The sequence below is a fragment of the Streptomyces sp. NPDC047000 genome, from assembly GCF_040644295.1.
GTDB lineage: Bacteria > Actinomycetota > Actinomycetes > Streptomycetales > Streptomycetaceae > Streptomyces.
In genome coordinates this window covers 107,768-127,189 of sequence record NZ_JBEYWE010000013.1, presented here as the reverse complement: position 1 = coordinate 127,189, position 19,422 = coordinate 107,768, and the positions used below count along the sequence as shown (strand labels likewise).

The 19,422-nt window shown below is 70.6% G+C and carries 19 protein-coding genes; 11 read left to right on the top strand and 8 right to left on the bottom strand.

All coding sequences use genetic code 11. The features are described from left to right. The first annotated feature begins 131 nt into the window (after positions 1–131). Entirely contained in the window at positions 132–1,226 is a 1,095-nt protein-coding gene (locus ABZ862_RS21615; RefSeq protein ID WP_360960401.1) for a Hint domain-containing protein, read from the top strand. Here ABZ862_RS21615 and ABZ862_RS21610 read toward each other — a convergent pair. Beyond that, positions 1,211–2,542, bottom strand: a complete 1,332-nt coding sequence (locus ABZ862_RS21610) for an IS701 family transposase (protein WP_360960399.1) — start codon at positions 2,540–2,542, stop codon at positions 1,211–1,213. The genes ABZ862_RS21615 and ABZ862_RS21610 overlap by 16 nt on opposite strands. A 1,000-nt stretch (positions 2,543–3,542) precedes the next feature. Here ABZ862_RS21610 and ABZ862_RS21605 point away from each other — a divergent pair. Beyond that, positions 3,543–3,788, top strand: a complete 246-nt coding sequence (locus tag ABZ862_RS21605) for a hypothetical protein (RefSeq protein WP_360960397.1) — start codon at positions 3,543–3,545, stop codon at positions 3,786–3,788. Positions 3,789–3,958: 170 nt separating this feature from the next. Next, a complete protein-coding gene (locus ABZ862_RS21600) occupies positions 3,959–4,405 on the top strand; it encodes a hypothetical protein (RefSeq protein WP_360960395.1) in 447 nt (148 codons plus the stop codon). Positions 4,406–4,532: 127 nt separating this feature from the next. Here ABZ862_RS21600 and ABZ862_RS21595 read toward each other — a convergent pair whose 3' ends face one another. From ABZ862_RS21595 to ABZ862_RS21580, 4 genes are all read right to left on the bottom strand, one after another. Beyond that, the gene (locus tag ABZ862_RS21595) at positions 4,533–5,360 is read right to left on the bottom strand and encodes a citryl-CoA lyase (RefSeq protein WP_360960393.1); all 828 of its coding nucleotides are present in this window, start codon (positions 5,358–5,360) and stop codon (positions 4,533–4,535) included. After that, a complete protein-coding gene (locus tag ABZ862_RS21590; protein WP_360960391.1) occupies positions 5,353–6,540 on the bottom strand; it encodes a CoA transferase in 1,188 nt (395 codons plus the stop codon). Before ABZ862_RS21590 ends, ABZ862_RS21595 begins: the two co-directional genes overlap by 8 nt. A 3-nt stretch (positions 6,541–6,543) precedes the next feature. Next, positions 6,544–8,055 carry an amidohydrolase family protein gene (locus ABZ862_RS21585; protein ID WP_360960389.1) on the bottom strand — a complete coding sequence of 504 codons (1,512 nt, stop codon included), beginning with the start codon at positions 8,053–8,055 and terminating at the stop codon, positions 6,544–6,546. Between the two features lie 91 nt (positions 8,056–8,146). Further along, positions 8,147–9,028: a dioxygenase gene (locus ABZ862_RS21580; protein ID WP_360960387.1), complete on the bottom strand. Its 882-nt coding sequence runs from the start codon at positions 9,026–9,028 to the stop codon at positions 8,147–8,149. Between the two features lie 156 nt (positions 9,029–9,184). Here ABZ862_RS21580 and ABZ862_RS21575 point away from each other — a divergent pair, with 156 nt between their 5' ends. Beyond that, the gene (locus ABZ862_RS21575; RefSeq protein ID WP_360960385.1) at positions 9,185–9,994 is read left to right on the top strand and encodes an IclR family transcriptional regulator C-terminal domain-containing protein; all 810 of its coding nucleotides are present in this window, start codon (positions 9,185–9,187) and stop codon (positions 9,992–9,994) included. 49 nt (positions 9,995–10,043) lie between these two features. On the opposite strand, the gene ABZ862_RS21570 is transcribed toward ABZ862_RS21575, so the two are convergent. Both ABZ862_RS21570 and ABZ862_RS21565 read right to left on the bottom strand, forming a co-directional pair. Beyond that, positions 10,044–10,577, bottom strand: a complete 534-nt coding sequence (locus ABZ862_RS21570) for a TetR/AcrR family transcriptional regulator (protein WP_360960577.1) — start codon at positions 10,575–10,577, stop codon at positions 10,044–10,046. Between the two features lie 22 nt (positions 10,578–10,599). Then, on the bottom strand, positions 10,600–11,436 hold the full coding sequence (locus ABZ862_RS21565; protein WP_360960383.1) for an alpha/beta hydrolase: 837 nt from the start codon (positions 11,434–11,436) through the stop codon (positions 10,600–10,602). 251 nt (positions 11,437–11,687) lie between these two features. On the opposite strand from ABZ862_RS21565, the gene ABZ862_RS21560 reads away from it, so the two are divergent. Next, positions 11,688–12,218 carry a nuclear transport factor 2 family protein gene (locus tag ABZ862_RS21560; protein ID WP_360960382.1) on the top strand — a complete coding sequence of 177 codons (531 nt, stop codon included), beginning with the start codon at positions 11,688–11,690 and terminating at the stop codon, positions 12,216–12,218. A 16-nt stretch (positions 12,219–12,234) separates the two neighbouring features. Here ABZ862_RS21560 and ABZ862_RS21555 read toward each other — a convergent pair whose 3' ends face one another. After that, positions 12,235–12,762: a cupin domain-containing protein gene (locus ABZ862_RS21555; protein WP_360960380.1), complete on the bottom strand. Its 528-nt coding sequence runs from the start codon at positions 12,760–12,762 to the stop codon at positions 12,235–12,237. A gap of 138 nt (positions 12,763–12,900) precedes the next feature. On the opposite strand from ABZ862_RS21555, the gene ABZ862_RS21550 reads away from it, so the two are divergent. From ABZ862_RS21550 to ABZ862_RS21525, 6 genes are all read left to right on the top strand, one after another. Then, complete coding sequence (locus ABZ862_RS21550; protein WP_360960378.1) at positions 12,901–13,335, top strand: Rrf2 family transcriptional regulator; 435 nt, start codon at positions 12,901–12,903, stop codon at positions 13,333–13,335. Further along, positions 13,332–14,321 carry a hypothetical protein gene (locus ABZ862_RS21545; RefSeq protein ID WP_360960377.1) on the top strand — a complete coding sequence of 330 codons (990 nt, stop codon included), beginning with the start codon at positions 13,332–13,334 and terminating at the stop codon, positions 14,319–14,321. Before ABZ862_RS21550 ends, ABZ862_RS21545 begins: the two co-directional genes overlap by 4 nt. A 524-nt stretch (positions 14,322–14,845) precedes the next feature. Continuing rightward, complete coding sequence (locus ABZ862_RS21540) at positions 14,846–16,453, top strand: ABC transporter substrate-binding protein (protein ID WP_360960375.1); 1,608 nt, start codon at positions 14,846–14,848, stop codon at positions 16,451–16,453. A gap of 134 nt (positions 16,454–16,587) precedes the next feature. After that, on the top strand, positions 16,588–17,532 hold the full coding sequence (locus ABZ862_RS21535) for an ABC transporter permease (RefSeq protein WP_360960575.1): 945 nt from the start codon (positions 16,588–16,590) through the stop codon (positions 17,530–17,532). A gap of 3 nt (positions 17,533–17,535) precedes the next feature. Then, on the top strand, positions 17,536–18,423 hold the full coding sequence (locus ABZ862_RS21530; protein ID WP_360960373.1) for an ABC transporter permease: 888 nt from the start codon (positions 17,536–17,538) through the stop codon (positions 18,421–18,423). After that, complete coding sequence (locus ABZ862_RS21525) at positions 18,423–19,388, top strand: ABC transporter ATP-binding protein (protein ID WP_360960371.1); 966 nt, start codon at positions 18,423–18,425, stop codon at positions 19,386–19,388. The genes ABZ862_RS21530 and ABZ862_RS21525 overlap by 1 nt, the downstream gene beginning before the upstream one ends. Positions 19,389–19,422: the final 34 nt, after the last annotated feature.

Genomic DNA, 19,422 nt, shown 5'->3' with positions numbered 1-19,422 from the left:
GGAGTGCAGTCATGGGTGGGTTACGGCGGACACGGATGTGGGTCGTTGCCGTCACAACGAGCGCACTGGTCGCAACGGGACTGGGCACAGCACCGGCCGTGTGGGCGTCGCAGCGGCACGGCCATCACACCGTGCATCTGCCGTCGACCCGGAGCGGCAAGGCCGTTGACTTCAAGGCCAGGAAGACAACTCGGCAGGACCCGGTCAAGGCAGCCGACGCCGGGTCTGTCCAGCGCCACCCCGTGATAGCAGCAGTTGTAGCGACCGCAGTCGTCGTCGGTGTTATCGCATGTGTCGCACTTACAGCCGGTGGCTGCGGGGCGGTTCTCATGGCCGGTGCCACAGGGTTCACGGCCGGTGCGGAAACAGGCAGTATTGGAGTCGCCGCCGTCGGGGCGTCCATCGGAGTAATAGGCGAAGGCGGCGCTGTCATCGCGGGAGCGATGGGCATCGCAGGCACAGGGGCAGCCGCTGTAGCCGAAGGAGCCGAGACAGCAACGGCGTCCAAGGCCGCCACCGAATCCGGTGCGAAGGCCGCTGACGAGGTGGCGGAAGGAACGGCGCGGTCCGGAGCGGCGAGGGGAAGCGAGCGAGCCGAGACCGCTGCTCCCAAGAGCGGCAGCTGTGACCACAGCTTCCTGCCAGCGACCAAGGTCCTCATGGCCGACGGCCACGAGAAGAAGATCAAGGACATCGAACCGGGTGACAAGGTCCGGGCGACCGACCCCAAGACAGGCAAGACCCAGAGCCGACCTGTCAAGAAGCTCATCACCACGCGGCACGACAAGGACTTCGCCACCCTGACCGTCCGGAGCGGCGGCAAGTCCTCGAAGATCACCGCAACGGTCACCCACCCCTTCTGGATCACTTCCAAGGCCACCTGGACCAAGGCTGGCAACATCCAACCCGGCATGCGCCTCCTGTCTGCCTCGGGTGCGGCAGTCGTGGTGTCGGCAGTCGAGATATGGCATCGTCAGCACCTGACGCATGATCTGACGGTTGGCTTCACACACACGTACTATGTGCTGGCAGGGAAGACGCCGGTCCTGGTTCACAACTGCGGCGGTGATCTGCTCCGCAGGGCTCGCGAGCTTTATGGAACTCGGGCCGACGAGGCATCCACGGTTGCAGTTGCCCGAGTTCGGAACGTGAATAATCCGGACAAGGTCGAAACGTGGGTAGCGACTGACACGGCAGCTGTAGTTCTTGATCACGGTTGGTCGTGACGGTGGTGTCGTTGCTGGTGGCAGGCGGTCGCGACGGCTTGGTGATGGCGTCGCCAGGCGGTCCAGTGCAGGACGTGCTCGCGGTCGCGGACGGGTGGCGGCAGCACGACGGCTCGCAGGAGCCGGATGAGCTCGGGGCAGCTCAGCGGGACGAGCGCGGGCTCGTCCTCGGCGGCGTCGTGGACGGCGGCGGCCGTGAGAGCAAGGACGGCGGCGGCGATCAGGGAGAACAGTGACCAGCGCATCCAGGAGTTCCAGCAGGTCACCTGGCCCTGGTCGAGTCCGGTGAAACCCTTGGCGAGTTGGAAGGTTTCCTCGATCCGCCACCTGCGACAGATCACTTCCACCAGCGTGCCGAGTGAGACGTCGCCGGGTGCCCAGCAGCGGAAGTAGGACACTTCGCCGGTGTAGCGGTGCCGCCGCGCGACCAGCACACTCGTCCCGGGCTCCTTCTCGTTCCGGTTCTCGTCGGGAGCGTCGTCGGCGCGGACATCGAGCCAGGCCCAGTCGTACTCGCGGGTGCCCTTGGTGCCGTGTCCGGTCTGCCGGCGCATCCACTGCCCGGGCCGCACCTTGTTGATCATTTTGCGGGCCTCCCACCGGCGTCCGGTCCCGTCGATGACCTGGTAGGTGGCGGCGATGCCAACGGTGTAGCCGAGCCCCAGCGCCCGTATGCCCCGGCGTAGTTCGCGCCCGCAGTACACCTCGTCGCCCGCGAACCAGCGGGCCTTGAGGCCGGCGGCGAACGCGTCGGTGACCATGGCCAGCGCCTGCTGCGGCTTCGTCGCGAAGGCGATCTCCTCCGGCACTCCGGCGACCTCGCGGCGTTCCTCGTCCGCAGCCCAGTCCGCCGGGAGATACAGGGCCCGATCGATGATCACCTTCGTCGTCGCGGTGACCGCCGCCAGGTGCACCGCCACCTGGCACAGTCCGACACCGCCGATTGCACCGGAGTATTGCCGGCCGGCGCCCACGCAGTCCGTGGACGACTTCGCATCCCCCGTCTCGTCCGCCACCAACACCACGCTCTGACCGGCGAGTTCATCGATCACGAGGCACGCGATCTCCTGCCGGGCCCGCTCATGGTCGAACCGGGCGCGCGAGAGCAGGTGCTGCAGCCGGTGCGGGCCCGGATGTCCCAGAACCTGCGCGAGCGTCCAGCAGTTCCGCGTGTCCACCTCCAGCAACAGCCCCGCGACCAACTCCGCCGCCGTCGCCCGGGCTTCACGTCGTGCGAAGCAGCCCGCGACCGCCCGCATCGCCCTCCCGAACACCTCGCCCCACGCCCGCTCGGCTATCGTTGCTTCCACGGCCACCGCGTCTTGATACGTCGTCACAAACGTTCATGATCACGGTGGCCGTACTCATGCCCACATCCGCCCCGGCGACTCGCTGACCAGCCCAGACGCTGGAACTACAGCTGCCGTGACTGAGCGCACTGGTCTCCCTGACGAATGGAAGGGAGGCAACGCACCGCTCCGCGGAGAGCGCTACATCTCTGGGCAGGGGCATGCAGAGGCCACGATCATGAATCGCTTGGGTAGTGAATGGAAGATTGTAGGGATGGCTTCGTCGACTAGAATGTGCCCACCGTGTTATGCGCAAGCAACAGGGATGGGTCTTAAGTCGAGTTCCACTGGTAAGGGAGTTGGCGTATCGAGCACTGGAAATACACCATGGCGAGTGGTACTTGGGGATGGTGGCTAATGGACTCGTCGAGTCTGGTAGGAGGGCTCTCCCTCGCCAGAATGCGCCCTGTTCTTGAGGTTGCTGGGACTGCATTCCTCGCAGAGATCGATGACATCGTCGCTGCGTGCAGTGCTTCGGGGGGGCCTGGAGGTGCCGAGACGATCGTTTCGTTGAGAGGCTGGCGAAGCGAGATTGGCCCACTAGAGGATTCGTCCACCCCGGTCTATTTTCAATCGACGGCTGCCGGCATAGCGATACTGGTGGCCTCGCAAGAGTTGTCTGCAAGCGATCGCCTATGGAGGATCAGGTCTGGCGTGGGAAACTTCTGGGATTCCTGTGATGACCTGGTGCATGCGGGCGGTGGATACTCGCGGGCCGAGCTTCGGGGAATTAAGACAACTCTGCGGGGAGTTGAGGATATCTGGCTTGGTGAGGATATCCGCCTATTGTCTCAAGAGGGGGCTGATGTCGCTGAAATTTATGCAGAACGCCTCTCCAGGGTTCAATTTAATTATCCGAAGCGTCGGCAGGTTGCTCGAGTCGTAGCGGAGTGCGCCGGATGGAATGTGTCGACTATTTCTCCGTGATTCAGGCTGAGTTACCGAAATCTGGTAGCAGTGCGAGGAAGTGCTCATCGGCATTGATGTCGATGAGAGTTCATGGAGCCAGATGCGGGCGCGGGTGCCGGCAATGAAGCCGGCGTGGGCGTGGTCGAGCAGTTCATGCGCTTTCGCAGCCGCGGACTTCGTGGCGCTGGCCAGCCTGGATATTGATCTTACCGGTCTTAATGCGAATCACGGCAGCATTTCTTCTGGTGTGCTTCAGGAGGAGGTGTCCAATATTAGGCGAATCCAGGAGAAACTCTATCGGTGACTTTGTTAGTGATGATTGCGCCGGGGAGATCTTTGAACTGTGGGAGTCCAGTGTTCGAAGGGTGGAAGGGTGTGATGGGGCGCGTGATGTCGATTCGGTGGCTGCTCTTCTGGGCGATTTCCGTTCCACTATTTATTGGGTTCAAGTCGCTGAGTGAGGATTGCTGAAAAATGACCGCCACACAGGCCGCACGGCGAGCTGCAGGTACTCAAACGGGGTTAGATGTGCTTCTCCGCTGGATGCGGATCCGACGGCGAACGTCCGCGCAGGACATCGAAGATTTCCGGAACAGTAAACCGATTCTGGTCGTAGGGTTCACCCAGACCATTGGCGGGGAGATTTTGGTTTCGGTGGGTAAGGGGAAACAGATAGCTCGGCTCAGGCAAGGGTATCTGCGGCTTGTCGCCGGTGAGGCGCCGGTCTGGACGGATCGGCGTGGTGGCAGGAGCGCGCGGCTGCAGTCGCCCTTCACGCTGCGGTCCGTGCCCAAGAAGGTCCGACTGGCGCCGAAGTTCGAAGGTTATGAATTGGTGACGAGTCAAGGAACATTCGATCTGGCGGTACCGAAGAAGGATGCGGCGCTGGTTCAGTACGCGTTCGCGGCGCAGGACTCGTAGAACTCTGGAACTGCGGCGACGGGCATGTGGTAGCTGATCACCACTGCGTGACGGCGACACTTGTGACCGCGAAGTCCGTCGGATTCGCCGCAGGCCGGTTGCTGCCCGGCCTGCGGCGCCGTTGGCGTCAGGGGCCGTCGGAGGGCGCTTCCGGGGCGTACGGACTCGGTGCGATCGGTCTGTTGTTCAGGTCCACCGACAGGAAGATGTCGTTCGCGACCGGGTTGCGGAGTTCCTCCGCCAGTTGGCCGATCAGGCCGGCCGTGCGGGCCAGGAGGGCGAAGGCGCGGAGGAGGTCCAGGGGGAGGCCCAGGTCGGCCAGGGCGGCGCCGCAGACCCCGGCGCCGTTCAGGGGGAGGGTTCTGCCCAGGACCTCGGGGTGGACTCGGCCGATGGCGGCGAAGAGGGTGAGATGGGGGCCGAACAACCCCTCCTCCGTGGCGATCTCGAAGAGGCGGGGCGTGCGGGGGTCGCCGTTCTTGTGGACGTGGTGGCCGAGGCCCGGGACGAGTGCGTTCGCTGCTCTGGTCGAGCGGAGTGCCTTCAGGGCCAGGGCGTTCCAGTCCTCCTCGGTGGTGGGCAGGGTGCTGCCGGCCGGCGCCTTCGCCTCCTCCAGGACGTCGTGGAGGTAGCGGCCGCAGTCCTCCGTCACTCCCAGGAAGCGGGAGCCGCCGCCCAGGAGGCCCGCTGCCAGGGCGCCCTGGACCGAGTCCGGGGCCGAGAGATAGGTGAGGCGGGCGGTGATGGCCGTCGGGGTGAAGCCGTGGTCCGCCAGGGCGGCCAGGACCGCTTCGAAGACCCGGGTCTCCGACGGTGTCGGGCGGCGCTGTGTCGCCAACCAGAAGGCCAGGGCACCGAAGCCGACCTCGCCCATCACGTCGGTGGCCAGGTCCTCGCCGAGCAGGGTGATCCTGTCCAGGGAGGAGGCTCCGAGAGCCGTCGGGTAGTCAGGCACGGGTGTCTCCCGGGTGGTCGGCGCCGCCCTCGCCGTCGCTCAGCCACTTGCGCAACTCGGCTCCGTGTTCGTCCAGTTCGGGTGGCGGACGGTGATACGCGGCGGGGGAGGCGGAGAAGCTGATCGGGTGGCGGGTGGTCGGGATCGCGCGGGTGCCCTCGCCGACCGTCACCACCGGGTCCAGACCGAAGCGTTCCGCCATCGCGAAGCCGCCGTCGATGGTGTTGATCGGGCCGCAGGGGACCCCGGCCTCGACCAGCAGGTCGAACCACTCCAACGCGGGCCGGGTGCGCAGGCGTTCCACCAGGACCGGGCGCAGCTCCTCACGGTGCGCCGTGCGGTCGGCGTTGTGGCGGAAGCGGGGGTCGTCGGCCGTCTCCGGAATGCCGAGTACCTCGCAGAGACGCCTGAACTGCGCGTCGTTGGCGGCCGTGACGATCAGGTCCCGGTCGGCCGCCGGCAGGGGCTCGTAGGGGAAGACGCTCGGGTGCGCGTTGCCCATCCGGAACGGCACCGTGTCCCCGGCGACGTACGCGGAGCTGTGGTTGACCAGCCCGGTCAGCGCCGAGGACAGCAGGTTGACCTCGACGAGCTGGCCCCGGCCGGTCGCGTCCCGGTGCCGCAGTGCGGCGAGGATGCCGATGGTGGCGTGGTTGCCGGCCATCACGTCGAACACCGAGATGCCCGCCCGGTACGGCGGCCCGTCCGGGTCGCCGGTGAGGCTCATCAGCCCGGAGATGGCCTGCACCATCAGGTCGTAGCCGGGGACGGCGCGCCCCGGGCCCGTACCGAAGCCGCTGATCGACGTGTACACCACGCCGGGATTCGCCGCGCTGACCGTGTCGTGGTCCAGGCCGTAGCGGGCGAGGCCGCCCGGTTTGAAGTTCTCGATCAGCACGTCGGCGCGGCGGGCGAGTTCACGGGCCAGGCGGGCGTCCCGCTCGTCGCGGAAGTCGAGGACGATGGAGCGCTTGCCGCGGTTGACGCCCAGGTAGTACGTCGACACACCGTCCCGTACGGGTGGCGTCCAGGAGCGGGTGTCGTCGCCTCCCGGGCCCTCGACCTTGACCACGTCGGCGCCGAGATCCGCCAGCAGCATCGTCGCGTAGGGGCCCGCGAGGACGCGGGAGAAGTCCGCCACCAGCAGTCCGTCGAGGGGCCCAGGAGTGCGTTCGGACATGGCTTACGACTCCTCCTGGCGCACCGCGACGCCCTCGCCGCGGTACTCGCTGTACGTGTACGGGTTGGAGATCGGCTCCGTCCGCGGGATCTCCGGGGCCATGGACTCCTGCCACGCCTCCTCGCCGAGCGTGCCGCGCGCGTACGACACGGTCGACGCCACCGCGTCCCGGGCCCGCCCCAGATCCACGCCGACCAGTTCGTGCGCGTACTTCACCGGCCGCCCGTCCACGAGCACCGTGTCCACGTCCGCGCGGCCCGTCTGGAAGACGACGTGCCCGTACGGGTGCAGCAGCGGGAACATCGCGGGGTTGCGCTCGTTGCGGAGCAGGACGACGTCGGCCCGCTTGCCCGGCGTCAGCGAGCCGGTCCGGTCGTCGAGACCGAGCGTGCGGGCGCCGCCGATCGTCGCCCACTCGACGACGTCACGGGCGCGCAGCCGGTGGTGCACGACCGTCTCCCCGGCGGCGTGGGCCTCCAGGTGCTCGCGGGCCCGGTCGGCGGAGAGCGTGGCGCGCATCGCGGAGAACAGGTCGGCGCTGAACCACACGCTGGTGTCCATCGACAGCGACACCGGTATGCCGTGCCGGCGCAGCCGCCAGGTGGGCGGGTAGCCCTGACCGGCGTTCTGCTCGCTCTCCGTGGACACGGACACCGAGCCGCCGGACGCCGCGATCCGCTGGTAGGAGTCCTCGCTGAGGGTGGCGGAGTGGACGTAGGTGACGTCCGGCGTCATGAAGCCGTGGTCCCACATCAGCCGGATGCCGTCGTCGCCGGTGGCGCCCCACACACCGGCGTGGGTGGTGACGGGCAGGCCGAGCTCACGGGCCGCCTCGAAGGCCGCCTTCTCCGGGAACGCGGCGTCTCCGGTGACGTCGAAGGCCAGTTGGAGGCCGAGCAGGTCGTCGCGGGAGTCCGGTGCGGAGAAGTTGCGGGTCACGAAGGCACGGAAGTCGGGGGAGCCGGCCCATTCCCAGGGGGCGCCGAGCAGGTTGCCGTAGGCGAGCACGAAGCGGCCCGGTACGGAGCGCAGTGCCTCGACCGCCGCGTCGCCGTGCTCGGGGGTCTGCAGGCCGTGCGACCAGTCGACGGTCGTGGTGACGCCCGCGTCGAGCGCCTCCACCGCCGACAGCAGGTTGCCCGCGTGGATGTCCTGCGGGCGGAAGATCTTGCCCCAGTTGAGGTAGTAGAAGACGAAGTACTGCGACAGCGTCCAGTCCGCGCCGAGGCCGCGCAGCGCGGTCTGCCACATGTGGCGGTGGGTGTCCACCATGCCGGGCATCAGGATGCCGCCCGAGCAGTCGACCACGAGCGCGTCCCCGGGCGCCTCCAGGCCCTGCCCGACCCGTTCGATGCGCTCGCCCCGGACCAGGACGTCGCCCCGCTCGAGATCGCCGATCGCGGGGTCCATGGTCAGCACGGTCGCGTCACGGAAGAGGACGGGACGGCCGGGGACGAAGTCCTCCGCCCGGGGCCGTCGCGGGTTCTGCGAGGAGTCGTCGGCCGGTGTCGTCATGGGATCACCTCGTGGTGCGGGTCGGTACGGGAACGGAGGAGGAGAGAGGGCGCGGCTGCCGCGGCGCGAGCGGGCGCGGGCCGGGGCAGGCTCACGGCCGTGACCCGGCCCCGGCCGAGGGCTGGAGCACGAAGTCGAACTCCGCCTGGAGATAGGGGGTTCGGGACTCGCCGCCGTCGGGGGTGCGGCCGGCCGGCCGTTCGGTGAACTCCACCACCAGCCGGTCCTTGGTCCCGAACACCACGTCGCTGTCGAGGTATTCGCTGCCCTGCTGGAAGAGATGGGTGACCAGCCGTTCGTGGCCGGGGTGTTCGATCAGGAAGTGGATGTGCGCCGGGCGGAAGTGGCTGATGGCGGTCCGGGCGATCAGGTCGCCCACCGGGCCGTCCATCGGGATGGCGTAGCCGCGCGGTGCGATGGTGCGCACGCAGTACGAACCGTCCTCGCGCGTACGGTACTTGGCGCGCAGCCGAGCCTCGTCCACCTCGGGCAGCTGTGACTCGTAGGCGCCGTCGGCGTCCGCCTGCCACACGTCGAGGACGACGTCCGGCAGCGGGACCCCGTCGAGGCCGAGGACACGGCCGGTGACGTAGAGCGGGGTGCCCTCGACGCCGTCGGACATGTCGTGGGCGTAGGGGACGGTGGGGGAGCCGTCGATGTGGAACGGGCCGAGCACCGTGGCCGGGGTGGCCTCCGGCTCGAAGCGGTTGTTCAGCTGGACGACCAGCGTGCTCAGACCGAGTACGTCGGAGGCGAGGATGAACTCCTGGCGCTTGTCGTCGCTGATCCGGCCGGTCGCGGCCAGCCACTCCACCGCCGCCAGCCACTCGTCCTCGGTGAGCCGTACCTCGCGGGCGAAGGCGTGCAGATGCCGTACCAGCGCGGTCGTCAGCTCCGCGAGGCGGGGCGGGGCGGCGGTGGCCCACCGTTTCTCCGCGAGGGCGGTGAGGTTCTCCTCCGTCACGAAGGCCATGGAATCCTCCTTGATCCGGCCCGGCCGGGACGCCGTGCGGACGACTGTCCGTACAGCGGTCACCATGCATCATGGTTGAGCGCTAAATCAAGGTTGCTGCACGGTGTGCCGGGGCAGGAATCCGGACGGATGTCCGGCTGCCGCTATCCTGAGCACATGCGCAGAGACGGAAACCCGGAGTTCATCGAGGCCCTGGCCCGTGGTCTCGACGTGCTGCGCTGCTTCCGGCCGGGCGTCCCCGCGATGACGCTCAGCGAGATCGCGGCCGCCACCGGCCTCGCCCGCCCCACCGCCCGGCGGATCCTCATCACCCTGGAGCAGCTCGGCTACGTCCGCTCCGAGGAACGCGGCTTCTCCCTGACACCGCGGGTCCTCGACCTCGGCATGGCCTACGTCGGCTCGCTCGGCCTCTGGGACCTGGCCGCGCCGCACCTGCGCGCACTGGTCCGGCAGACCGGCGAGTCCTGCTCCCTCGCCCAGCTCGACGGCGCCGACGTCGTCTACGTCGCTCGGGCCGCCGTACCCAAACTGGTGACCCTGGCCGTCACCGTCGGCACCCGGTTCCCGGCGCTCCAGACCTCCCTCGGCAAGGTGCTGCTGGCCGCCCTCGCACCGGACGACCTCGACAAGGCCCTGGCCGAGCCGAGCCGTTCGGGCGTGAGACCCCGCTGGACGCCGGACCGTGAGGAGATCGACGCCGCGCTGCGCGACGTACGGGCCAAGGGCTGGTCGGTCACCGACCAGGACCTCGCCCTCGGCATCCGCTCCGTCGCCGCCCCGGTCCGCGACGGCGACGGCAGGGTCGTGGCCGCGGTCAACGTCAACGCCCACGCGGCGGAGACCACCGTGGACACACTCGTCGACCACCACCTCCCCCTGCTCCTCCGGGCCGCGAGCGCGATCGGCGCCGACTGGGCGGCCTGGCGGGGGCGCCCGCTGGAGGTCGTGGAGGGCGGCACGCAATGACGTGGTGAGCGGGGGCCGGTGCCGTGCCCCGGCGCCTCCGGCGGCATGCTCACATGGCGCGCAGACCCCGGTCGGTGAAGACGATCAGCCACTCGAAGCTCTCGTCGATGTCGGCGCTCCACTGGAAGCCGCCCGCCGACTGGAGGGTGGCGAAGCCGTGGAAGAGGCTGCGGAGCAGGCGCAGGGCGTGGTCCGTGTCGGAGTCCGGGACGTCGTAGCCGCGCAGCACCGCCCGGAACGCGGCCAGGGTCCGCTCGCCCGCGGCCGCGATCGGGTCGTCGGGGCCGGCCGGTTCCACGCCGATCGTCGCGGCGTAGCGGCCGGGGTGCTCCAGGACGAAGGCGCGGAAGGCGCGGGCCGCGGCCGCCAGGGCGTCGCGGCCCGCGTAGCCCTGGACCGCGCTGCCCACGGCGTCGGCGGCCTCGCGCAACGCCAGTGCGGCGATACGCCGGTTGAGGTCGTCCTGGCCGCCCACATGCTTGTACAGGGACGGGGTGCGCACGCCCAGGCGCTCGGCCAGCAGGCCCATCGTCAGGCGGGCGATCCCCACCTCGTCCGCGAGGGCGGCGCCGGCCGCGACCACGGCCGCCGGGTCCAGGCCGGCCCTAGGCACGGGCGGTGTCCGAGCGGAGGAAGGACAGCACGAGCGAGACGACCCGGTCGGGGAACTGGTCGTGCGGGTAGTGCCCCGCGCCCTCGATCGTCTCGAGGCGGCCGAGGCCGGACGGCAGGGCGCCGACGATCGCCGAGCCCTCGGCGCGCGGGTCGGCCCAGTCGGGGTCGAGCGTGCCCATCACGACCAGCACGGGGCAGCGGACGTTGCCCAGCTGCTCGTCGGCGTCGGCGGGGGCACTGCGGCCCATGCCCCGCATGGCCTTCATCCGGCCCGGTTCGCGCAGGAGGGAGTCGATACGGCCGAGCCGCTGTGCCCAGTGGGCCGGTTTCACGCCGGGGTAGGCCACGTCGAGGTACGAGCGCCACAGCCGCACGCTGCCGAACAGACCTGTGCCGAGCAGCCGCAGCATGCCCTGCCTGAAGCGCTTCGAGCGCAGGTCGCCGAGGCTGAGGGACTGCTTGCGGGTGAACGGCGCCAGCTCCACGACGGCGCTGATCAGTGACGGTTCCCGCGCCGCGGCGATGGTGGCGGCGCCGCCGGAGAACGAGTGGCCGACCAGCACGGCCGGTCCGCCCAGGTGCCGGACGACGGCGATCAGGTCCCCGGCGACGGCGGCGCGGCTCCAGTCCGGCCATCCGGTGTCGGACTCGCCGCAGCCGCGCAGATCGACGGCGGCGACCCGGTGGCCCGCGGCCACCAGCTGCGGAATCACGGCGCGGTAGGCGGCGCGGCTGTCGCCCATGCCGTGCGCGAGAACGATCAGCGGTCCGGACCCCGCGACCTCGTAGGCGATCCGGCCGCCGTCGACGTCAAGGTACTCAATCATGTCCTGCTCCCTCATCGGCTAATCTCGATAGCTAAAAGCTAATGTGATTAACCAAGCCTGTCAACGGCGGGATTCCGGGGGGATCGGAGTGCGGGGCGTGGATCCGTCTTGTGTCGACACATGTAGGCCGTTCGGATGTATCCGGTGTCGGATATTTACTTTCTGTCGACACAAGGTGAGACTGTCTGACGTCGGACGCCTTGAAGCCGGCCCATGACCGATCTGTCGTTCCTCACCACCGGAGGTACCCCATGCCACCCCGACCGCCCCAGGCCTGGGCCCACCGGCAGGGCAGGATCGCCATGCGCCCGCTGGAGGCCGCCGACTTCGGCCCCGAGGCCCTCGCCGCCCGGGCCCGCATCGCCGACGCCCTCCACCGCTTCGGTGTCGCTCACGACGAGGCCCAACTGGGGCCGCTGGCCAGCTGCTTCACCGAGGACGCGGTGCTGGAGATCGCCGAGGCCAGTGCCGAGCCGTTCGCCCGCTTCGAGGGGCGGGCCGAGATCCGTGAACGGCTGTCCCGGGTCATCGCCGAGCAGGAGGACCAGCGCAGGCACCTGATCGGTGACGTGCTCGTCGACGAGCTCGACCTGTCGGCGGGGACGGCGACCGCGATCGCCTTCGGGCTGGTCTCCGTCGCCGCCGACGGCACGGTGCGCTGGGGCGCCACCGTGATCTACCACGCACACCTGCGCCGCGAGGACGACGGCTGCTGGCGCATCTCCGCGTTCTTCATCGGCATGGACGCCTACGTCGGCACCCGGCCCGTGAACGGGGAGTAGGGAAAGGCCTGTTCGCTCACTCGGCGGCCGGGGCCTCGGGCCGCAGCGCGTACAGCCTGGGCAGGTTCACCACGACGGCCTCCTGGGTGCTGCGGGCGATCACGACCACGGCCTCCTCCCTGAGGTCCGGGTTCTCCTCGCGGTGCGGCACGAACGGCGGTACGAAGATGTAGTCGCCGGGGGCCGTACGCAGCCGGATCTCCTCCGGGTGGTCGTCGGAGTCGTCCAGGAAGACGAACTCGGGGTGCCCGCTGACCACGTAGATCGCCGTCTCGGACTCCCCGTGATGGTGGTCCGAGCTGGACGTGCCGGGCGCCACATGGGTCTGGCCCATCCACAGCTTCTCCGAGCCGACGGTCCTCCCGCTGACGGCGGCGAAGCGGCGCATCCCGCCGGTCTGCGCCGTGTCGCCGTCCAGAGTGTCGGCGCGGATGTGGTGGAGCCTCGAACGCAGGGGTGTCCCGGAGTCGGCCTGGGGGGTGTGGGGCCGGGCGTGGAGGTGGGGGTGGAAACCCTCACCAGGGGTTGTCAGCGGCTTGCTCATGGCGGGGACGCTAGGGCTGGGGCGAAAAGGATGTCAAGAGGTGTCTTTTATGCTTCACCTGCGGCAATGCTCCCGCAATGATCGAGAAGAGTCATACGCCGGGTCTCCGGGCCGCCACCCGTCCGGCATCATGGGCCCATGCACATCTCCGCGAAGGCGGACTACGCCACGCGGGCTCTGCTGGAGCTCGCCCGTCGCCCCGAGCATCCGCTGACCTGCGAGGCCATGGCCTCCTCGCAGGAGATTCCGTTCCGGTTCCTCAAGTCCGTGGTGGGGGAGCTGCGCAGGGCCGGTCTCGTACGCAGCCAGCGCGGCTGCGAGGGCGGCTACTGGCTGGGCCGTCCCGCCGCCGAGATCACCCTGCTGGACGTCGTGCGCGCCGTCGACGGTGAGCTGATCACCCTCCGCGGCGAGCCCCTGGCCGGCCTCGACTACCCCGGCCCCGCCGCCGCGCTGCCCGGTGTGTGGCGCCGCGTGGAGGCCGGCGCTGCCGCCGTGCTGGCCGGCGTGACCCTGGCCGCGCTGCTGCCCGCGGAATCGCCCGCGCCGGCGGTGGAGACGGGCGTCGCGTGAGCCGCCCGCACGCCCCGGCGGCCCTCGAAGTCATCGAGTACACCGACCCGTTGTGTCCCTGGGCGTGGGGAGCGGAGCCCGTCTTCCGGCGGCTGCGCGCGGCGCTCCGGCCCTCCGGTCCGGCGGGTCCGGCCGATTCGGCGGGCCCGGTGGGCGCGACGGGCGCGGCCGGTGCGGCCGGTCGGGTCGTCTGGCGCCGCGTGTACGGCATCCTGTTCGACCACGACGACGACCCGGCACCCGACCCGGCCGCGGAGACCGCCTGGTACGCCCGCTACGTCGAGGACATCGGCGCGCACACCGGCGCACCCCGGGCCGCACGCCTCGGCCGGGTCGCCGCGAGCTCCTGGCCCGCCTCACTCGTCGCCACGGCCGCCGCACTCCAGGGCGACGGCGTCGCGGAACGGGTGCTGCGCCGCCTGCGCGAGACGGTCTTCGTCCTGGGGGAGCCCGCGGACACCCTCCCCCTCGCCCTGTCCGCGGCCGACGGCACGCCCGGTCTGGACCCGGCGAGGCTGGCCGCCGACGCGGCCTCCGGCACGGTGCTCGAACGAGTGCGCGCCGACCGTGCCGAGGCGCGGCGGCCGGTGCCCGAGGCGTTCGGCGTGCGGGACGACGTGCCGCATCCGGGCGCGGCGAAGGAGACCCCCGAGGGCGGTCACCGGTACGCGTTGCCCACGCTGCTCCTGCGCGGGCCCGTCGGCCACCGCCTGGTGCCCGGACTGCGGCCCTACGCGGCCTGTGCCGACGCCGTCGAGGCGCTGTGCCCGGGACTGCCCGTGACGCCGCCGGCGCTCCCCGCGGCGGACGCCCTCGCGCGGTACCGGAGTCTCACCGAGCCGGAGCGCCGCGTCCTGGCCCGGGGCGCGTGGCCGCCGCCGGGCGCCGTCCGGGTGGACACCGGGAACGGACCGCTGTGGCTGCATCCCGACGAGGCCGCCACCCACCCCGCGACCCGCCCGTCCGGTCGCACCGGGCCCGCATGAGGCCGGAGGGCGCCGTGCGACGCCGCACGAGGCCGCTGACCGGCGGCGGAGTCCGTCCCGCCCAATGAGACACCTTTTGGTGTCCATTGACAGGCGCTCATGGCGGACCACAGGATGTTCAGCATGCTGACGACGCACCCCGCCGTGGAGTGCCGCTACGTGGACCTGCGGCGCACCTGTAGCGCTCTCTGTCGCTGACCGCCCGCCCTCCACGGCCCCGGCGCACGACCGCAGCCGTCCGGCACCGGCCACGTCCGTTCCCCGGCCCGGCCCACGCCGTCCTGCGCCGCCCCGCCCGGCACGCACCGCCGTCGAACCCGCCCTTCTCCGCGTCACGGTCACGCCCCCGCGTCCCCGCCGCCTCCTGCCGCCCTGCCCCCGGCCTGCCCGAGCTGGCCCCGAAGTCCCCTTCGCGGTCCGCCTGCCGCATGCCCCGGCGGCGCCGGACGCGCGGACGGCCGTTCCCCGTTCCCTGAACCCCGCGCCGCCCCGGCGAGGGTCAGGGCTGTCAAAGAAAGAACGCCATGCCCGGACATCCCGCGTCCCGCTCGAACTCCCGCTCGCACTCGCACGTCCACCCCCTCCGCCGTCCCGTCCGGCGGCGGACCGCGCGCCTGCGGGCCACCGCCCTCGGGACGGCGCTCGCCGCGCTCCTCGTGCCCGCCCTGGCCGCCTGCAGCGGTGAGACCGCCGCCGCCGCGGGAGGCGGGAACGCCACCCTGAAGTGGGCCTCCTCCTACTTCCCGGCCCACTGGGACCCGGTGGTCTCCGGGAGCGGCGCCCAGTTCCGCGAACTCGCCCTCGTCTACGCATCGTTGACCCGCACCGACGCCAAGGGCAACGCGGTGCCCGACCTCGCGAAGAGCTGGGACTACAACAGCAGGGGTGATCAGGTCACCTTCCATCTGCGCCCCGGCCTGAAGTTCGGCGACGGCGAGCCGGTGAACGCCGCGGCGGTGAAGGCAGCCGTCGAACGGGCCAAGAAGCAGAAGAACTCCGCCCTGTTCGGCGACCTCACCTCGATCAGGTCGGTCGACGCCGAGGGCCTGGACGCGGTCGTCCACCTCACCCAGGTCGACTACCAGATCCCCCAGCTGCTCGGCGAACGCGTCCTGCAGATCGCCAGCCCCAAGGCCGCCGCCTCCCCGGCGAAACTGGACCAGAGCCCGGTCGGCGCGGGCCCGTTCACCGTCACGCAGCTGATACCCGGCACGAAGGCCGTCCTGAAGAAGAACCCCGCCTACTGGGACGCGAAGAACATCCACATCGACCAGGTCGAGCTGACCTCCGCACCCGACGCGTCGACCGTCGTCTCCGGACTGCGCACCGGTGTCTACAACTTCGCCGACATCGCCCCCAGCCAGGCGGACGCCGCGAAGAAGGCCGGCCTGGACGTCTTCGTCCAGCCCGGCTTCAACGCCAACAACATCAGCCTGAACATCAACAAGGCCCCGTTCGACGACAGCAGGGTCGTCGACGCCGTCCGCTACGCCGTCAACCGCAAGGAGTTCGTCGACAAACTCACCTTCGGCTACGGCGAGGAGACCGACCAGCCCTTCCCCAAGGGATACGTGGCCTACGACCCCGAGTCCGCGGACACGTGGCCCTACGACCCCGCGAAGGCGAAGAAGCTGCTCGCCGAGGCGGGCCACAAGGCCGGCGACATCAAGCTCGACCTCGTCATCCCGGCGGAGGACCCGCAGGCCGAGATCGTCCAGTCACAGCTCGCCGAGGTCGGCATCACCGTCAAGATCAAGATCGACAAGAACTGGGCCACCCCGTTCTTCGCCAAGGACCTGACACTGTCGCTGTACGGCACCACCGGCCGCGACTCGGCGCTCCAGACCCTCACCGCCCACTTCGGTCCCGACGGCCCGCTCAACCTCAGCTCCCCGTACGAGCCGGCCGGTTTCGAGGCCGCCGTCGCCAAGGTCCGCGGCACCCCGCTGGACGCGGCGGACTACCCGGCCGTCCTGCGCGCGGCGACCCGGGCCGGTCTCAAGAGCGGGGCGCTGGTCTTCACGTACTCCTCGCCCAACCTCTTCGCGAAGAGCAGGTCGGTCTCCGCGCTGCCGAAGAACCCCGCCCACCTCGACTGGACCGGCGTGACCGTCACCGGGGGCACCCCGTGACGGCGACGGAGGCACCCGCGGCAAAGCCCGCGTCCCCGCCGGCGTCCCCGCCCTCCTTTCGCACCGGCGGCAGGGCGACCGCCGCGGCCGTCGCGTCCACCGCGACCCGGGCCCGGCACACGGCGGCCCGTCTCCTGCCCACCCTCGCCCGCTCCGCGGCGATCTTCGTGCCCGTCTTCCTCGTCGCCACCTTCGTGACGTTCGCCCTGCGCTCCCTCAGCGGCCTCAGCCCCGCCCGCATCCAGCTGGGCGAACAGGCCACCCCCGAGGCCATCGCCCGGGTCGAGGCCCAGTGGGGGCTCGACCGGCCCTTCCTGGTCCAGTACGGCGACTGGCTCGGCGGTGTCCTGCACGGCCGGCTCGGCATCAGCTGGGTCAACGGCGCCGACATCTCCACCCTCATCGGCCTCGGCCTCGGCGTCAGCCTCTCCGTGGCGGTGTTCGCGCTGGTCATCGGAGTCGTCGTGGGGTTCGTGCTCGGCACCGTGGCCGCCCTGCGGCGCACCACCTGGATCGACCGGGCGATCACCGGATTCGTCACCGTCACCTCGGTGATGCCCGCGTTCGTCGTCGGTGTCGTGCTGGTCGGACTCCTCGCGGTGGGACTCGGCCTGTTCCCCTCCGCCGGGTACGTCCCGCCGGACCAGGGACTCGGCCCGTGGCTCGCCCACATCACGCTTCCCGCACTCGCGCTCAGCTTCGACGTGGTGGCCGACGTCGCCCGCCAGCTGCGCGGCAGCCTGGTCGCCGCGTACCGGGAGAACTACGTCACAGGCGCGGTCGTACGGGGGCTGAGCCCGCGCCGGATCTTCTTCGGACATGTGCTGCGCAACGGCCTCGGGCCCGCGCTCGCCACCCTCGGCCTGAAGTTCCCCGCCCTGGTCGGCGCCTCCGTGGTCACGGAGTGGATCTTCGGTCTGCAGGGCTTCGGCCGGTTCGCCAACGACTCGGCGCAGGCCGGTGACGTGCCCGCCGTACAGGGCGTGCTCGTGGTGTCGATCGTCCTGGTCGTCGGCTTCAACCTGATCGTCGACCTGCTGCTGGCGCGTGTGACGCCCGCCGCCCGGCGGGGGGTGTGAACCATGGTCCGCCGCGTCCTCGCGCTCACCTCCGGCCGGATCGCCGTCGCCCTGCTGGGCACGGTCGCCCTGCTCGCCCTCCTCGGCCCGCTGCTCGCCCCCCAGGATCCACTGGCCACCAGCGACCACACCCTCGCCGCCGTGTCCGGCGCGCACTGGCTGGGCACTGACTACCTCGGCCGTGACGTGCTCAGCCGGCTCCTCGACGGCTCCCGCGTCAGCGTGACCGGCTCCCTCGAGGTCGCGCTGACGGCCCTGGTCGTCGGGGTGGTGCCCGGCATCCTCTCCGTGCACCTCGGCCGGGTCTTCGAATGGTTCACCCTCCGGATCGCCGACACCCTGGTCGCGCTCCCGTTCCTGCTGTTCGCCGTCGCCGTGATCGCCCTGCTCGGCAACGGGATCGGACAGGCCATGCTGGTCACCGGCGTTCTGGTGTCGCCGCTGTTCTACCGGGTGGCGCGGGCGGCGACGCTCTCCGTGGCCCGCTCGCAGTACGTGGAGGCCGCACTCGTCTCGGGTGCCTCCACCGGCTGGATCGTGCGCCGGCACGTGTGGGCCAAGGTGCTCCCGCCGATCGCCGTCGCCCTCGCCCAGACCGTCGGCACCGGCTTCGTCATCGTCTCCAGCCTCACTTTCCTCGGCATCGGCGTACAGCCGCCCGCGCCCACCTGGGGCGGACTGCTCGCCTCCGACCTGGCCTACCTCGGCCAGCGACCCTGGGCGCCCCTCGTACCGGCCCTGCTGATCACGGCCACCGTGTGGGCCGCCAACCTCCTCGCCGACGCGATCCGCGACGTCTCCGGCGAGGCGGGCCGCGCCCTCGTACGGCAGCGCGCGGCCCGCAGGAACCGTGCCGGCGAAGCCCGCCCCGTCACCTCCGGAGGTGCGTGATGACCGCCGTCTCCGACGACCTCGCCGAGCGGGAGACCCCCCGGAGGACCGGGCGGGAGAACACGGAGAGGATCACGAGCACCGGCCGGGGCGCCGGCCCGGCCCCGTACGTGCTGTCCCTCCGCGACGTACGCATCACCGATCGCTCCGCCGGCCCGTCCACCGGCCCTTCCGCCGGCCCCTCCGCAGGCCCGTCCGTCGGCAGAGAGATCGTCCACGGCGTCAGCTTCGGCCTCACGCCCGGCCGCACGGTCGGCATCGTCGGCGAGTCCGGCAGCGGGAAGACGCTCACCTGCCGTGCGGCCCTCGGCATCCTGCCCCCGCACTTCGAGATCAGCGGCGGCACGATCGAGATCGACGGCACCGACATCGCCACCCTCTCGCCCCGGCAGTGGACGGCGCTGCGCGGAGCCGTGATCAGCGCCGTCTTCCAGGACCCGGCGTCGTACCTCAACCCCTCCGTGCGGGTGGGCGCGCAGATCGCCGAGGTCGTCCGGGTCAAGCAGGGCCTGAAACGGCGCGCGGCCCGCCACCGCGCCCTGGAACTGCTGAGGGCGGTACGGCTCCGTGACCCGGACCTGGTCTACGGCCAGTACGTCCACGAACTGTCCGGAGGCATGCTCCAGCGGGTCCTCATCGCGGCGGCCGTCGCGGCCGAGCCGAAGGTGCTCATCGCCGACGAGGCCACCACGGCCCTCGACGTCACCGTCCAGGCGGAGATCCTCGACCTGCTCGCCGATCTGCGGGAGCGCACCGGGCTCGCCCTGGTCGTCGTCTCCCACGACCTCGCCCTGGTCGCCCAGTTGTGCGACGAGGTGCTCGTCATGCGCGACGGCGAGGTCGTCGAGCACGGCCCCGTCCGCGCGGTGCTGCACGACCCGCAACATCCCTACACCCGGCTGCTCATCGCCGAGCACGAGCAGTACGGGCTGGAGAAGTTCCTCACCACCGAGGAGGACGCGTGACCGGCCGGCCCCGCGAAACGACGCAAGCGTCCGG

Coding starts and splice junctions, on each gene's coding strand:
- ABZ862_RS21600 (WP_360960395.1), top strand. CDS start 3,959: ATGACCGCCACACAGGCCGCACGGCGAGCTGCAGGTACTCAAACGGGG.
- ABZ862_RS21590 (WP_360960391.1), bottom strand. CDS start 6,540: ATGTCCGAACGCACTCCTGGGCCCCTCGACGGACTGCTGGTGGCGGAC.
- ABZ862_RS21585 (WP_360960389.1), bottom strand. CDS start 8,055: ATGACGACACCGGCCGACGACTCCTCGCAGAACCCGCGACGGCCCCGG.
- ABZ862_RS21580 (WP_360960387.1), bottom strand. CDS start 9,028: ATGGCCTTCGTGACGGAGGAGAACCTCACCGCCCTCGCGGAGAAACGG.
- ABZ862_RS21575 (WP_360960385.1), top strand. CDS start 9,185: ATGCGCAGAGACGGAAACCCGGAGTTCATCGAGGCCCTGGCCCGTGGT.
- ABZ862_RS21565 (WP_360960383.1), bottom strand. CDS start 11,436: ATGATTGAGTACCTTGACGTCGACGGCGGCCGGATCGCCTACGAGGTC.
- ABZ862_RS21560 (WP_360960382.1), top strand. CDS start 11,688: ATGCCACCCCGACCGCCCCAGGCCTGGGCCCACCGGCAGGGCAGGATC.
- ABZ862_RS21555 (WP_360960380.1), bottom strand. CDS start 12,762: ATGAGCAAGCCGCTGACAACCCCTGGTGAGGGTTTCCACCCCCACCTC.
- ABZ862_RS21550 (WP_360960378.1), top strand. CDS start 12,901: ATGCACATCTCCGCGAAGGCGGACTACGCCACGCGGGCTCTGCTGGAG.
- ABZ862_RS21540 (WP_360960375.1), top strand. CDS start 14,846: ATGCCCGGACATCCCGCGTCCCGCTCGAACTCCCGCTCGCACTCGCAC.
- ABZ862_RS21530 (WP_360960373.1), top strand. CDS start 17,536: ATGGTCCGCCGCGTCCTCGCGCTCACCTCCGGCCGGATCGCCGTCGCC.
- ABZ862_RS21525 (WP_360960371.1), top strand. CDS start 18,423: ATGACCGCCGTCTCCGACGACCTCGCCGAGCGGGAGACCCCCCGGAGG.